This is a genomic window from Mycolicibacterium bacteremicum, from assembly GCF_002086115.1.
GTDB lineage: Bacteria > Actinomycetota > Actinomycetes > Mycobacteriales > Mycobacteriaceae > Mycobacterium > Mycobacterium bacteremicum.
The window spans coordinates 1-13962 of sequence record NZ_MVHJ01000052.1 but is presented as its reverse complement, the minus strand read 5'-3'; the positions used below and the strand labels follow the sequence as shown (position 1 = coordinate 13962).

Genomic DNA, 13962 nt, shown 5'->3' with positions numbered 1-13962 from the left:
GCCCCCACCCGCACCGGAACCATCCGAGCCCGCGCCCGAACCCGACCCACCGCCGCCCTGCATGGACGAGCCCAGGGCTCCCCCGGCCTCCTCGTCTTGGGCCGCATACGTGCGGGCGGCCTCATCCAACGCGTCCGACATCGATTGCAGGGCGCGAACCACCTGGCCCGCCCCGGTGTGCCACTGGTCCCAGTACTTTTCGAACGCGGTCGCGGCCTCACCCTTCCACCCCGACCCGAGCAGATTGCCCGTCTCCAGATCCACCGCCGACAGGCCGTCCTGCAGCCGCTGCCCCGAGGAACGCAGACGATCGGCCGCGACATGCAGTTCCGAGGTGACGACCTCGACCGACCCGCTCATCAGACCCCCGAATTCTTGGCTTCCCTAGCACCCTAAGCCGGGTTCGGAACCCCGACTCGCACCAATTCCTGACCGCCGTTTTGGCTCAGCTCCCACCCGGAGTACAGTTGCCCACGTGCAGCGGGTGCTCCTTCTCGGACGCCGCGACGGGGTCTGATCCAGACTGGCTTCCCGTCGCGGGTCTTTCGCGATGCGCCGGTCTGATATCCACACCAAGACCCCCGGAGCCACCACCATGACCAGCTTCAGCAAGTCCGCCGCAGATTCCCCCGACGCCTTCTCGTCGGTGCGCAGCATCTCCACCCCCGCCGGTGACCCCCATCCCGGCCAGCCCGCCTGGAACACCCAGCGCGCCTCGTCCATGCCGGTGAACCGGTACCGATCCTTCGACGAAGAGGTCGAGCCGATCCGCCTGACCGACCGGACCTGGCCGGACAAGGTGATCGACACGGCCCCGGCGTGGTGCGCCGTGGACCTGCGTGACGGCAACCAGGCGCTGATCGATCCGATGAGCCCGGCCCGTAAGCGCCGGATGTTCGACCTGCTGGTGCGGATGGGCTACAAGGAGATCGAGGTCGGCTTCCCGTCGGCCAGCCAGACCGATTTCGACTTTGTCCGCGAGATCATCGAGCAGGGCGCCATTCCGGCGGATGTGACCATCCAGGTACTGACCCAGTGCCGTCCGGAACTGATCACCCGCACATTCGAGGCGTGCGCCGGTGCGCCCAAGGTGATCGTGCACTTCTACAACTCGACGTCGATCCTGCAGCGCCGCGTGGTGTTCCGCGCCGACCGCGACGCCGTGAAGGCGATCGCCACCGATGGCGCCCGGATGTGCGTAGAGGAGGCCAAGAAGTACCCGGACACCAAGTGGCGCTTCGAATATTCACCGGAGTCCTACACCGGCACCGAACTGGAGTACGCCGTCGACGTCTGCAATGCGGTCGCCGAGATCGTCGCGCCGACCCCCGAGGTGCCGCTGATCATCAACCTGCCGGCCACCGTCGAGATGGCCACCCCCAACGTCTACGCCGACTCCATCGAGTGGATGAATCGTCACCTGGCCCCGCGCGACTCCATCATCCTGAGCCTGCACCCGCACAACGATCGCGGAACTGCCGTCGCCGCAGCTGAATTGGGCTACCAGGCCGGCGCCGACCGCATTGAGGGGTGCCTGTTCGGCAATGGTGAGCGCACCGGCAACGTCTGCCTGGTGACGCTGGGGCTGAACATGTTCAGCCGCGGTGTGGACCCGCAGATCGACTTCTCCAACATCGACGAGATCCGCCGCACCGTCGAGTACTGCAACCAGCTGCCGGTGCACGAGCGCCACCCCTACGGCGGCGATCTGGTCTACACCGCCTTCTCGGGTAGCCACCAGGACGCCATCAACAAGGGCCTGGACGCGATGAAGGTCTCGGCCGACGAGCAGGACTCCGATGTCGACGACATCCTGTGGCAGGTCCCCTACCTGCCGATCGACCCCAAGGACGTCGGCCGCACCTACGAGGCCGTGATCCGGGTCAATTCCCAGTCCGGCAAGGGTGGCGTCGCCTACATCATGAAGGCCGACCACGGTCTGGCCCTGCCGCGCCGGCTGCAGATCGAGTTCAGCCAGGCGATCCAGCAGATCACCGACGGCGAGGGCGGCGAAGTCTCCCCGAAGGAGATCTGGGACGCGTTCTCCGAGGAGTATCTGCGCCCGATCGAGCCGTTGGAGCGCATCCGGCAGAAGGTCGACGCGGCCGAGGTCGACGGTGGCACCGACACCATCACCGCGGTGGTGAAGGTCAACGGCGAGGAACGTGAGATCGTCGGCGCCGGTAATGGTCCGCTGGCCGCCTTCGTCGACGCCGTCGGCGCCATCGGCTTCGACGTCAACGTCCTGGATTACTCCGAGCACGCGATGTCCTCGGGTGAGGAGGCCCAGGCCGCCGCCTACGTGGAGGCGTCCATCGACGGCCACACGGTGTGGGGTGTCGGCATCGCGACCTCGATCACGACGGCATCGCTGCGCGCCGTGGTGTCGGCGGTCAACCGCGCTGCCCGTCAATCCCGTTCGTCGGTGTAGCGGAACACCCCGGCTGCCACCGCCGCCAGCGTCGCGCCGACGGCGCGCTCCGCGTCGCGCGGACGCGGCGGCGTGGCGTCGGTGAGCAGCCGGTAGTACAGCGGCGCCGAGACGTGCCTGATCACGTCTGCGGCGTTCGTGCCGGCAGGTGCCTCACCACGTTCGACGGCGTCCTCGACGATCGGACCCAGTTCGGCCAGCCGGGTCCGGTAGAACCCCGCCAACGCCGCCGCGGTCGCCGAATCGCAGGTCGCAGCGGCGATCACGGCCTTGAACAGTGGCCCCTGCCGGCGGTCGGCCAGCGTGCGTTGAATGAGTCTGGCCACGCTGAGCAGGTCACCGCGCAGGGTGCCGGTCGTGGGCCGCGCGGTCGAGGTTTCCGCCATATCGACCAGCAGGTCCGCGACAAGGGCAGGAACCGAACCCCAACGGCGGTACACCGTCGTCTTGCCCACCCCGGCCCGATCCGCGACGGCAGTCAGATCCAGTCCGTGCAGTCCGTTCTCGGCAAGCAGCCCGGCCGCCGCGGTCAGCACTGCGGCACGCACGGCCGCGGTGCGCCCGCCGGGTCTCGAAGTCACCCCACCACATTAATGGGACTTAGGTTCCCTTAAGCCCGGTATCGTGCTAGCGTCCACTAACGGGAATCCAGTTCCGATAAGGAGTGGCACATGGAATACCGTCGGGTAGGCGAGTCCGGTCTGTTGGTATCGGAGATCGGCTTCGGCGCTGCGACATTCGGCGCGTCCGGGGAATTCTTCGGCGCGTGGGCAGACACCGGGCCCCACGAGGCCCGCGCCATCGTGGACATGTGCCTGGACGCGGGCGTGACCTTGTTCGACACCGCCGATGTCTACTCCGACGGGGCCTCGGAGACGGTACTCGGACAGGCGCTCGAAGGCAGACGCGACCGCGCAGTTATCTCCACCAAGGCCGCGCTGCCCACCGGCGATGGTCCCGACGACGCGGGATCATCACGACGGCGGCTCATCAGATCCGTCGACGCCGCGCTGCGCCGGCTCCGCACCGACTACATCGATCTGTTCCAACTCCATGCCTACGATGCGGCGACGCCTGTCGCCGAAGTCCTCGACACGCTCGACGGACTGGTGGCCGCGGGCAAGATCCGCTACCTCGGAGTCTCCAACTTCTCGGGCTGGCAGTTGATGAAGTCCGTGGCAGCGGCCGACGCCGCCCATCGCACCCGTTACATCGCGCACCAGGTGTACTACTCGCTCGTCGGCCGCGACTACGAGTGGGAACTGATGCCGCTCGGCCTGGACCAGGGCGTGGGCGCGCTGGTGTGGAGCCCGCTGGGTTGGGGCCGGCTGACCGGCCAGATCCGCCGTGGCGCACCACTTCCCGCCGTCAGCCGCCTGCACAGGACATCCGATGCCGGTCCTCCCGTCGACGACCAGATGCTCTTCGACGTCATCGACGCGCTGACCGTCATCGCCGAGGAGTGCGAGCGGACGGTCCCGCAGGTCGCGCTGAACTGGCTGCTGCGCAGGCCGACGGTCTCGTCGGTGATCGTCGGCGCCCGCAACCCAGGGCAGCTCCGGGACAACCTGGGCGCCACCGGTTGGGCGCTCTCCGACGATCAAATTCGCAGACTCGACGCGGTCAGCTTCCGCGAGCCCGGCTACCCGCACTTCCCGTACCACCGACAGGCCGGATTCGCGAAGCTCAGCCCGCCACTGTTCTCGGCGGCAGGTCAGAACAGCGCGAACTGATCCCCGTCACCGGTGGCATCGGTGAAGTCCTCCACATCGGTACCTCCGACCACGCGGTCCACCATCGCCATGAAGGCCGCATCGGTGACCAGCGGGATTCCCAGCTCGGCCGCCTGATAACCCTTGCCCTGCTCGGGCGCCGGCTCGTTGCACACCACCAGCGAGGTCTGCTGATCGACGTTCTCGGCGTAGGCCAGCCCCGCGTGCAGGATGCGTTCGATGACCTCCTCATGGGTGCGGCTCATCTCCGCTGACAGCGCCACCCGCATGCCCTGCACCAGCGGCCGCCCGGCCACGTAGGGACCAGGATTCTGAAAGGTGCACGGTATCCGGGCGGCCAGCACCTTCAGTGGTCGCAGCTCGTCATGGGTGACCTGCCCGCTGGGCCAGATCCGTCGGCTGACCGAGCGGATCGGCAACCACGCCTTGCGTTCCCGCGCCTGCACCAGTGCCGGTTTGAGAATCTGCGCGAGCACCAGGGCGTCGTCGAGCGCATCGTGGGGCCGTAGCTGGGTGGCACCCCAGTGCCGGGCCAGCGTCTCCAACCGCAGATTCTCGGTGCCCAGGTTCAACCGGCGGGCCAGCTCGACCGTGCACATCACCGTGTCGGTGGGCAACTGCGCGCCGATCAGTTCGGCCTCGGCTGCCAGGAACGCATAGTCGAACCCCACGTTGTGGGCGACCAGGGTCCGCCCGTGCAGCACCTCCATCAACTGCGGCGCGATATCGGCGAAAGTGGGCTGACCCGCCAGCATCTCGGCGGTCAGGCCGTGCACATGGGTCGGGCCGGGGTCCACCCCGGGATCGAGCAGCGAGGACATGCTGTGCTCGACGCTGCCGTCGTCACCGACCGCGAGGGCGGCGATGCTGACCACCCGGGCCTGGCCCGGCCGGAAGCCCGTCGTCTCCACGTCGACGACGGCCCATCCGGCGCCCGCCTCGGCCGACGGCCGGCCCCAGCACTGGCTCATGACCCCAGGGTTGCACGGTGGTCTGACAACACCGGATCGCGGCGCCGCGTGTCGGGCACCTAAAATTCGCTGCATGGCAACCGGCCGGAAGAACCGCGGCGACCGCAGGATCAGACTGCGCGGGCGGCTGGCGCTGGGCGCGGGTGCGGCAGCACGCTGGGCATCCCGGCTGACCGGCCGCGGCGCCGGGGCGATGATCGGCGGCCTGGTGGCCATGTCGATCGACAAGTCGATACTCGGCCAGCTGGGGCGCGGCCGCCGCACCGTCGTCGTGACCGGCACGAACGGCAAATCCACCACGACCAGGATGACCGCCGCCGCGCTGGCCACCCTGGGTCCGGTGGCCACCAACGCCGAGGGCGCCAACATGGACGCCGGGCTGGTAGCCGCGCTGGCCGGCGCCCGCGATGCCGAGTTGGCGGCACTGGAAGTCGATGAGATGCACGTGCCGCATGTCAGCGACGCGGTGTCCCCGTCGGTGATCGTGCTGCTGAACCTGTCCCGCGATCAGCTCGACCGGGTCGGTGAGATCAATCACATCGAACGCACCCTGCGGGCGGGCCTGGAGCGCCATCCCGATGCCGTCGTCATCGCCAATTGCGATGACGTCCTGATGACCTCGGCAGCCTATGACTGCCCCAATGTGGTGTGGGTGGCCGCCGGGGGCTCATGGGCCGGCGATTCGGTGAGCTGTCCGCGCAGCGGCGAGATCATCGTGCGGGACGGCACCCACTGGTATTCCACCGGAACGGATTTCAAGCGCCCGACCCCACAGTGGTTCTTCGACGACACCGACATCCACGGCCCGGACGGGTTCACGGCGCCGATGACACTGGCCTTGCCGGGGGCCGCCAATCGCGGTAACGCCACCCAGGCCGTCGCCGCCGCGGTGGCCCTGGGCGCCGACGCGGGCGAAGCGGTCGGTGCGGTCGCCGGCGTCGACGAGGTCGCCGGCCGCTACCGGACCGTCCGGGTCGGCAACCACACCGCCCGGCTGCTGCTGGCCAAGAACCCCGCCGGTTGGCAGGAGGCGTTGTCCATGATCGACAAAGACGCTGCGGGCGTGGTCATCTCGGTCAACGGTCAGGTGCCCGACGGTGAGGACCTGTCCTGGTTGTGGGATGTGCGTTTCGAGCATTTCGAGCAGACCCAGGTGGTGGCCGCCGGTGAGCGCGGAACGGATCTGGCGGTGCGCCTCGGCTACGCCGGCGTCGAGCACACCCTGGTGCACGACACCGTGGCCGCCATCGCCTCCTGCCCGCCCGGTCATGTCGAGGTGATCGCGAACTACACCGCCTTCCTGCAACTGAACCGGCGGGTCTCATGATCCGGATCGGTTTGGTGCTGCCCGACGTGATGGGCACCTACGGTGACAGCGGTAATGCCGTGGTGCTGCGACAACGCCTGGCGCTGCGGGGAATCCAGAGCGAGATCGTCGAGATCACGCTGGCCGATCCGGTGCCCGATTCGCTGGACATCTACACCCTCGGCGGCGCCGAGGACTACGCCCAGCGGCTGGCCACCAAGCACCTGATCCGCTACCCGGGCCTGCAGCGGGCCGCCGTGCGCGGCGCCCCGGTGCTGGCGATCTGCGCGGCGATCCAGGTGCTCGGCCACTGGTATGAGACCTCGGCGGGTGAGCGGGTCGACGGCGTCGGGCTGCTCGACGTCACCACCTCGCCACAGCAGCACCGCACCATCGGTGAAGTCGCCTCCACCCCACTGCTCACCGGTCTGACGCAGCCGCTGACAGGTTTCGAAAACCACCGCGGCGGAACGGTTCTGGGCACCGATGCCGAGCCGCTGGCCGCCGTCACCAAGGGTGCGGGCAACCGCGCCGGGGACGGCTACGACGGCGCCGTGCAGGGCAGCGTCATCGCCACCTATCTGCACGGACCATGCCTGGCCCGCAATCCGGAGTTGGCTGATCACCTGCTGACCCAGGTCGTCGGCAAACTGCCGCCGTTGCAGCTACCCGAGGTCGAGCTGCTGCGCTCCGAACGCCTCGCGGCGCCCCGCCGGGTCTGAACTAGACCATCGCGCGGCGGCCCGCCAACGCCCGGCCCAGGGTCAGCTCGTCGGCGAACTCCAGATCCCCGCCCATCGGCAGACCCGAGGCGATGCGGCTGACCGTCAGGCCAGGAATGTCCCGCAGCATCCGCATCAGATAGGTGGCCGTCGCCTCCCCCTCGGTGTTCGGGTCGGTGGCGATGATCACCTCGGCGACATCGACACCGTCGACCCGCTCGCCGATGCGGTTGAGCAGCTCGCGGATCCGCAACTGGTCGGGACCGATGCCCGACAGCGGATCCAGCGCTCCCCCCAGCACGTGGTAGCGGCCGCGGAACTCCCGGGTGCGCTCCACCGCCTGGATGTCCTTGGGCTCTTCCACCACGCACACCAGCGACGCATCGCGGCGCGGATCGTTGCAGATCCGGCAGCGTTCGGCGTCGGAGACGTTTCCGCACACCGCACAGAAGGTCACCCCGTCACGGATCCGGCCCAGCACCGCGGTCAACCGGTCGATGTCCGGCGGTTCGACCGACAGCAGATGAAACGCGATCCGCTGGGCGCTCTTGGGCCCGATACCCGGCAGCTTGCCGAGCTCGTCGATCAGATCCTGGACAGGTCCCTCGAACAAGTCACATTCCCGGCATTCCGAGGCCACCCAGCCCGCCGGCCAGCGGCCCGAGCCGGGTCTGGGCCAGGATCGTCACCTGCTTGGAGGCATCGGCCAGCGCCCCGACGATGAGATCCTGCAGGGTCTCCGGGTCGGCGGGATCGATCACCTTGGGATCGATGGCCACCGCGATCACCTCACCGCTACCGCGCATGGTGACCTGCACCAGGCCGCCGCCGCCCTGACCGTGCACCTCGGCGTTGGCCAGCGCTTCCTGCGCCTCCATCAACTGCTGCTGCACCTGCTGGGCCTGCGCGAGCAGTGCCGACATATCGGGCTGACCTCCGGGCTGCATGACTGTCCCTTCTTGACCCGTTCTGATTGCGACTCGGTATCGACTTCGTTGCGCTCTGCGACCACCAAGCACTTGCCCTTCAACAGTAGCCGCCGGCGCGACTACCGTGGCGGCGTGCACGTCCCCCAGACCCTGCGTGTCGGTGCCCTGGCAGCGACGCTCCTGCTCGCCGCCACCTCGGCAGGCGTGCCGACCGCCGCCGCCGCACCGAACGCCATCGCGGGCAAGATCGTGTTCCTCGATCCCGGCCACAATGGTGCCAACGACGCATCCATCAGCCGGCAGGTCCCGACCGGCCGCGGCGGAACCAAGGACTGCCAGGCCAGCGGGACGTCGAGCAACTCCGGGTATCCCGAGCACACCCTGAACTGGGATGTGACGCTCAAGGTCCGCGCGATCCTGGACGCCAACGGGGTACGCACCGCGATGTCCCGCGGAAACGACAACGCGCTGGGGCCGTGCGTGGACGAACGCGCCGCGATGGCCAACGCGCTGCGCCCGAACGCCATCGTCAGCATCCACGCCGACGGTGGTCCGGCCACCGGCCGGGGGTTCCACGTGCTGTACTCCTCGCCGCCGCTGAACGCGGTGCAGGCCGGCCCGTCGGTGCAGTTCGCCACGATCATGCGCGACCAACTGCAGGGTTCTGGACTACCGCCGGCCAACTACATCGGCTCCGGTGGTCTGGACCCGCGCGCGGACATCGCCGGACTCAATCATGCCCAGTTCCCGTCGATCCTGGTCGAGCTGGGCAATATGAAGAACCCGGCCGATTCGGCCCTGATGGAATCCGATGCCGGCCGCCAGAAGCTGGCCGAAGCGGTGGCGCGCGGTATCGCCACCTGGTTGGCCAACAGCTAGCGCTCGAGCTCGGCCTTCAGGTTCGCCAGCACCTCGGCCTGAATCTTGCGCAGGCCCAGCGGGGCGAAGGTCTTCTCGAAGAAGCCCTTGACACCGCCCGCGCCGGTCCACGAGGTCTTCACCGTGACGGTCGACCCGGTACCGGCCGGCGCCACCGTCCAATTGGTGACCAGCGTCGAGTTGGCGTCCTTCTCGATGACGGTCTTGCCGGCCACGTCGACGGTGGCCTTGACGTCACGTGAGCGCGACTCGGTGGCCTGCAGCTTCCAGGTCACCACCGTGCCCGCACCCTGACCGCCCTGTAACACCGCGTAATTGCTGTAGTGCGAGGAAAGGATCTTCGGCCGCACCGTCTGATAGTCGGCGACCGCGGCGAGCACAGCGTCCGGCTCGGCGTTGATCAACACAGTGCTGGAGGCGCTGACCTGTCCCATGAGTGCAAAACTCCCGTCATCACGTAGGTGTCCGGTCGCAGGGTGGGCGACCGAGGACTAGCGTATATGTGTGTCTGTCACCACGACGGACGCACGAGCTGTCCACGAGGCGGGCGTGCAGCGACTGCTGGACAGTTACCGCGCCATCCCCGCAACAGCGACCGTGCGGCTGAGCAAACCCACGTCCAATCTGTTCCGGACGCGGGAGCACTCCGCTGCCCCGGGCTTGGACACCTCCGGCCTGACCGGTGTCATCGCCGTCGACGCCGAGGCGCGCACCGCGGATGTATCGGGCATGTGCACCTACGCGGACCTGGTGTCCGCCACGTTGCCGCACGGCCTGTCTCCCCTGGTGGTTCCACAACTCAAGACCATCACCCTCGGCGGGGCGGTCACCGGTCTGGGCATCGAGTCGGCCTCGTTCCGCAACGGATTACCGCACGAGTCGGTGCTGGAACTCGATATCCTCACCGGTGCCGGGGAAATCCTGACCGCTGACCGAGACCGGCACGCCGACCTCTTCGGTTGTTTTCCGAATTCCTATGGCACGCTGGGCTACTCGGTGCGGCTGAAGATCGAGCTGGAGCCGGTGCACCCGTTCGTCGCGTTGCGACACCTACGGTTTGATTCGCTGCCCGACCTGGTGGCCACCATGGAGCGCATCATCGCGACCCGCGGTCATGACGGGCTGCCGGTGGACTATCTCGACGGTGTGGTGTTCAGCGCGTCGGAGAGTTACCTGTGCCTGGGCCTGCGGACCGCGGCACCCGGGCCGGTCAGCGACTACACCGGCCGCGACATCTACTACCGGTCCATCCAGGACCGCGCCGAGGACCGGTTGACCATCGCCGACTACCTGTGGCGCTGGGACACCGACTGGTTCTGGTGCTCACGGGCTTTCGGTGCGCAGCACCCGGTGGTACGGCGGTGGTGGCCACGGCGCTACCGGCGCAGCAGCTTCTACTGGAAGCTGATCGGCTACGACCAGCGCTTCGGCATCGCCGACCGTATCGAGAAACACCACGGCCGTCCGCCCCGGGAGCGGGTCGTGCAGGACGTCGAGGTGCCGATCGAGCAGTGCGCGCCGTTCCTGGACTGGTTCCTGGCCAACGTGCCCATCGAGCCGATCTGGTTGTGCCCACTGCAACTTCGTGACGGCGCGAGCTGGCCGCTGTACCCGCTGCGGCCGCAGCGCAACTACGTCAACATCGGCTTCTGGTCCTCGGTTCCGGCCGGCCCCACGCCCGGGCACACCAATCGGCTCATCGAGGCGAAGGTGGCCGAACTCGACGGCCACAAGTCGCTGTACTCCGAATCGTTCTTCAGCCCTGAGGAATTCGACCAACTCTACGGCGGGGAGGCGTACCGGACCGTGAAGAAGACCTACGACCCGCAGTCACGACTGCTCGACCTGTACGCGAAGGCGGTGCAGGGCCGATGACCACTTTCGAGGACCACGCCGCCGACGCGCACAGGCTCAGCCTCGCCGAGATCCTGGAGATCTTCGCCGCGGGCCAGTTCCCGCTCAAATTCACCGCCTACGACGGAAGTTCGACCGGACCCGATGATGCCGCGATCGGGCTGGACCTGCGCACCCCGCGCGGAACGACGTATCTGGCCACCGCTCCCGGCGGGCTCGGTCTGGCCCGTGCCTATGTGTCGGGCGATATCGAACCCGTCGGTGTGCACCCGGGTGATCCGTACGAATTGCTGCGCGCGCTGGCCGCCACCGCCGCGTTCCGCAGGCCACCGGCGCGGGTGCTGGCCAACATCATCACCTCGGTCGGCCTGGAGCACCTGCTGCCCGTCGCGCCGCCACCGCAGGAGGCGCTACCCCGGTGGCGCCGCGTCGTCGAAGGGTTACGGCACAGCAGGTCTCGTGACGCGGGCGCGATCCATCACCACTACGACGTGTCCAATGCGTTCTACGAGTGGGTTCTCGGCCCGTCGATGACCTACACCTGTGCGTGCTACCCCGACGAACACGCCACCTTGGAGCAGGCACAGGACAACAAGTACCGGTTGGTGTTCGAGAAGCTGCGGCTGCAACCCGGCGACCGGCTGCTCGACGTGGGCTGCGGCTGGGGCGGCATGGTCCGGTACGCCGCGCGGCACGGTGTGCGCGCGCTGGGCGTGACGCTCTCGGCCGAACAGGCGGCGTGGGCCCGGCGGGCCATCTCCGACGAAGGCCTGTCCGGGTTGGCCGAGGTTCGGCACGGTGATTACCGCGATATCGGCGAGTCCGGATTCGACGCGGTGTCCTCGATCGGGCTGACCGAGCATATCGGCGTCGCGAACTATCCGGCCTACTTCGCCTTTCTGCAGGCTCGGATGCGTACCGGTGCACTGTTGCTCAACCACAGCATCACCCGGCCGGACAACCGGTCAGACGGCACAGCGGGGTTCTTCATCGACCGCTACGTCTTCCCCGACGGGGAGCTGACCGGGTCCGGTCGCATCATCACCGACGCCCAGAACGTCGGGTTGGAGGTGGTGCACGAGGAGAATCTGCGTGACCATTACGCGCTGACCCTGCGGGACTGGTGTCGCAACCTGGTCGAGCACTGGGATGACGCCGTCGCCGAGGTCGGCCTGCCGACCGCCCGGGTGTGGGGGCTCTACATGGCCGGCTCGCGCCTGGGCTTCGAGTCGAATGTCGTTCAGCTGCATCAAATTCTGGCGGTCAAGCCCGATGATCGCGGCAGTCACGGGCTGCCGTTGCGGCCGTGGTGGACGCCATAGCGTGCACGGTGCAGGTGGCGCCCCCCGCGCGCTTCGACTCGTACATCGCCGAATCGGCGTGGCGTAGCAGGTCGTCGATCGAGAAGTGCTGAGCCCCTGCCGACATGGCGGCGATCCCGATGCTGACGGTGAAATCACTGCCGGCGGTGCCGGTCAGCGTCGACACCCGGTCGACCAGATCCGGCATCGGATCGACGTCGGTGCCGAACGCCACCAGTACCAGTTCATCACCACCGAGGCGGGCGGTGATCTCGTCGGGACGGGCGATACCGCGCAACCTGGCGGCGAAGGCGACCAGGGCGGCGTCACCGGCCGCATGACCGCCGTCGTCATTGAGCTGCTTGAACCGGTCGATGTCGAACACCGCCATGACGATGGTGGTGCGGCGATCACGCGCGACCGCCCGGCCGATCGACGAGTACATGCCGCGCCGGTTCCGCAGCCCGGTCAGCGCGTCATAGTGCGCCGAGCGCGCCGTGCGCTCGATGGCCCGGCGGCCCAGGTCGATCAGGATGGAACCGACCAGCGGCACCCCCACCGCCCAGGTGAGCGCCGGCATGAAATACAGATAGAGATCCAGGATGCGGTGCGCCTCGAACACCTCGGCGTGCAGCACGATGCCGGCGATCAGGGCCGCGCCGAAGGCGCAGTGCAACCGCAGGATGCGTGAGCCCAGGATGAATCCGGCGAACACACCGACCAGCCCGATGTAGGGGGTCACCGCGAGCCGGGCGGTCGGTGTGGACATCGTGGCGGCCATCACCGCGCAGGCGATATCGGCCCAGACCACGAAGCAGACCGACTGGCCGAACGTCGGCCACGGGCCACGCCACCAGCGCACCCCCACCGCGATGGCCGCGACGACGAACAGCGCCTGCAGCCCGCGATCGACGACCCCGCCCGGTCCCTGCGGGGTGTCCTGCAGACTGAGGCCCAGCACGGCCAAGCCGAGACAGCCGAGGCCCGCGACGAACATGAACACCCGCATGAACCGGCCTTCACGCAGCGCGCCGGTGGCGAACCGGTATTCCCGCCCGCCCCATCTGTCACCTACGCCTCGCAACGTCAGACCCGGACAGTTTCGTCATGGTAGCTACCGTCGACGTCGAGGTGCGGTGGCGTTGTCAAGTTGAAATCCCTCAAGATCGGCAGCTACGGCAAATACCTTAGCGTGTCCGGAGAGATCTGCCAGCTAACTCTTCTCGATCCTGCGGGCCCCGAGTTCGTTCTGCAGGAGTTCGATGGCCACTTCCTCGGGGTCGCGCCGTACGACGTCGGAGGTGTCGGCGCTGGCCTCGGCGAGCATGCGTTCTTCCTCGGCCGCCGGATCATGCCGGGGCGCCGGTCCGGCGTCGGACGGCACCGGCTCGCCGTTGTCGGGCACGCACCGGATCTGCCAGTCGACCCCGAGCGCATCCTTGAGCGACTCGCGGATCACCTCGACGTTGCGGGGTTCGTTGAGCCGCTTGGCCAGTGGCGGCGCCCGATGGCTCAACACCAACGTGTCACCGTCGACGGCCCGCACGATCGCATCGGCGAGCATCGCGTTGACCGGCTTGCTGCGGGCGTTGACCTTCTCCCGCACGGTGTCCCACATCGAACGGACCGCGGCCGCGTCCGGTTCTCCGACGGCCGCCGCGGCCGGCGGTGGTAGCGGCGCGGCGGGCTCGGGTGCCGGTTCCGGCGCCGGTGGCGGCGGGACCGGGATCGGTTCCGGCTGCGGTTCCGGCCGCGGCTCGGGCTCCGGAACCGGAGCCGGCCGCGTTGTCGGCTCGGGCTCGGGCACCGGCGCGGGAGGGGGCACGGGTGCGGGCG

The 13962-nt window shown here is 68.3% G+C and carries 14 protein-coding genes and 1 pseudogene; 7 read left to right on the top strand and 8 right to left on the bottom strand.

Annotation, left to right across the window (positions count from 1 at the left end; all coding sequences use genetic code 11):
• Positions 1 to 360, bottom strand: a 360-nt coding sequence (locus BST17_RS28140) for a WXG100 family type VII secretion target (protein WP_133053613.1), incomplete at its 3' end; no start/stop codon positions are given.
• A 235-nt stretch (positions 361 to 595) separates the two neighbouring features.
• Between BST17_RS28140 and leuA the strand changes: the two genes are divergently transcribed.
• Positions 596 to 2431, top strand: coding sequence for a 2-isopropylmalate synthase (leuA, locus tag BST17_RS28135; RefSeq protein WP_083062301.1), 1836 nt, complete (start codon positions 596 to 598; stop codon positions 2429 to 2431).
• Here leuA and BST17_RS28130 read toward each other — a convergent pair.
• A complete protein-coding gene (locus BST17_RS28130; protein ID WP_083062299.1) occupies positions 2410 to 3012 on the bottom strand; it encodes a TetR/AcrR family transcriptional regulator in 603 nt (200 codons plus the stop codon). The genes leuA and BST17_RS28130 overlap by 22 nt on opposite strands.
• Positions 3013 to 3102: 90 nt before the next feature.
• On the opposite strand from BST17_RS28130, the gene BST17_RS28125 reads away from it, so the two are divergent.
• Complete coding sequence (locus tag BST17_RS28125) at positions 3103 to 4164, top strand: aldo/keto reductase (RefSeq protein WP_083062298.1); 1062 nt, start codon at positions 3103 to 3105, stop codon at positions 4162 to 4164.
• Here BST17_RS28125 and BST17_RS28120 read toward each other — a convergent pair.
• The gene (locus tag BST17_RS28120; RefSeq protein ID WP_083062297.1) at positions 4146 to 5135 is read right to left on the bottom strand and encodes a DEDDh family exonuclease; all 990 of its coding nucleotides are present in this window, start codon (positions 5133 to 5135) and stop codon (positions 4146 to 4148) included. The genes BST17_RS28125 and BST17_RS28120 overlap by 19 nt on opposite strands.
• Positions 5136 to 5208: 73 nt before the next feature.
• Between BST17_RS28120 and BST17_RS28115 the strand changes: the two genes are divergently transcribed.
• Both BST17_RS28115 and BST17_RS28110 read left to right on the top strand, forming a co-directional pair.
• The gene (locus BST17_RS28115) at positions 5209 to 6462 is read left to right on the top strand and encodes a Mur ligase family protein (RefSeq protein WP_083062296.1); all 1254 of its coding nucleotides are present in this window, start codon (positions 5209 to 5211) and stop codon (positions 6460 to 6462) included.
• Positions 6459 to 7163: a type 1 glutamine amidotransferase gene (locus tag BST17_RS28110; RefSeq protein WP_083062295.1), complete on the top strand. Its 705-nt coding sequence runs from the start codon at positions 6459 to 6461 to the stop codon at positions 7161 to 7163. Before BST17_RS28115 ends, BST17_RS28110 begins: the two co-directional genes overlap by 4 nt.
• A gap of 1 nt (position 7164) precedes the next feature.
• On the opposite strand, the gene recR is transcribed toward BST17_RS28110, so the two are convergent.
• Together recR and BST17_RS28100 are read right to left on the bottom strand one after the other, a co-directional pair.
• The gene (gene recR, locus BST17_RS28105) at positions 7165 to 7776 is read right to left on the bottom strand and encodes a recombination mediator RecR (RefSeq protein WP_083062294.1); all 612 of its coding nucleotides are present in this window, start codon (positions 7774 to 7776) and stop codon (positions 7165 to 7167) included.
• Between the two features lies 1 nt (position 7777).
• Positions 7778 to 8110, bottom strand: a complete 333-nt coding sequence (locus tag BST17_RS28100; protein ID WP_083062293.1) for a YbaB/EbfC family nucleoid-associated protein — start codon at positions 8108 to 8110, stop codon at positions 7778 to 7780.
• A gap of 114 nt (positions 8111 to 8224) precedes the next feature.
• On the opposite strand from BST17_RS28100, the gene BST17_RS28095 reads away from it, so the two are divergent.
• On the top strand, positions 8225 to 8971 hold the full coding sequence (locus BST17_RS28095; RefSeq protein WP_083062300.1) for an Rv3717 family N-acetylmuramoyl-L-alanine amidase: 747 nt from the start codon (positions 8225 to 8227) through the stop codon (positions 8969 to 8971).
• Here BST17_RS28095 and BST17_RS28090 read toward each other — a convergent pair.
• Positions 8968 to 9405 carry an SRPBCC family protein gene (locus tag BST17_RS28090; RefSeq protein ID WP_083062292.1) on the bottom strand — a complete coding sequence of 146 codons (438 nt, stop codon included), beginning with the start codon at positions 9403 to 9405 and terminating at the stop codon, positions 8968 to 8970. The two genes, BST17_RS28095 and BST17_RS28090, sit on opposite strands and share 4 nt — an antisense overlap.
• A gap of 70 nt (positions 9406 to 9475) precedes the next feature.
• Here BST17_RS28090 and BST17_RS28085 point away from each other — a divergent pair, with 70 nt between their 5' ends.
• Together BST17_RS28085 and BST17_RS28080 are read left to right on the top strand one after the other, a co-directional pair.
• On the top strand, positions 9476 to 10846 hold the full coding sequence (locus tag BST17_RS28085) for an FAD-binding oxidoreductase (protein WP_083062291.1): 1371 nt from the start codon (positions 9476 to 9478) through the stop codon (positions 10844 to 10846).
• Positions 10843 to 12147, top strand: a complete 1305-nt coding sequence (locus BST17_RS28080; protein ID WP_083062290.1) for a class I SAM-dependent methyltransferase — start codon at positions 10843 to 10845, stop codon at positions 12145 to 12147. Before BST17_RS28085 ends, BST17_RS28080 begins: the two co-directional genes overlap by 4 nt.
• Here BST17_RS28080 and BST17_RS28075 read toward each other — a convergent pair.
• Together BST17_RS28075 and BST17_RS28070 are read right to left on the bottom strand one after the other, a co-directional pair.
• A complete protein-coding gene (locus BST17_RS28075) occupies positions 12089 to 13210 on the bottom strand; it encodes a GGDEF domain-containing protein (protein WP_133053612.1) in 1122 nt (373 codons plus the stop codon). The two genes, BST17_RS28080 and BST17_RS28075, sit on opposite strands and share 59 nt — an antisense overlap.
• A 129-nt stretch (positions 13211 to 13339) precedes the next feature.
• Positions 13340 to 13962 (bottom strand): annotated as a pseudogene (locus tag BST17_RS28070) (DNA polymerase III subunit gamma/tau); the annotation flags it as partial.

Bases quoted from the DNA above. Each gene is read 5' to 3' on its own strand.
- leuA (WP_083062301.1), top strand. From the start codon at position 596: ATGACCAGCTTCAGCAAGTCCGCCGCAGATTCCCCCGACGCCTTCTCG.
- BST17_RS28100 (WP_083062293.1), bottom strand. From the start codon at position 8,110: ATGCAGCCCGGAGGTCAGCCCGATATGTCGGCACTGCTCGCGCAGGCC.
- BST17_RS28125 (WP_083062298.1), top strand. From the start codon at position 3,103: ATGGAATACCGTCGGGTAGGCGAGTCCGGTCTGTTGGTATCGGAGATC.
- BST17_RS28115 (WP_083062296.1), top strand. From the start codon at position 5,209: ATGGCAACCGGCCGGAAGAACCGCGGCGACCGCAGGATCAGACTGCGC.
- BST17_RS28110 (WP_083062295.1), top strand. From the start codon at position 6,459: ATGATCCGGATCGGTTTGGTGCTGCCCGACGTGATGGGCACCTACGGT.
- BST17_RS28120 (WP_083062297.1), bottom strand. From the start codon at position 5,135: ATGAGCCAGTGCTGGGGCCGGCCGTCGGCCGAGGCGGGCGCCGGATGG.
- BST17_RS28090 (WP_083062292.1), bottom strand. From the start codon at position 9,405: ATGGGACAGGTCAGCGCCTCCAGCACTGTGTTGATCAACGCCGAGCCG.
- BST17_RS28080 (WP_083062290.1), top strand. From the start codon at position 10,843: ATGACCACTTTCGAGGACCACGCCGCCGACGCGCACAGGCTCAGCCTC.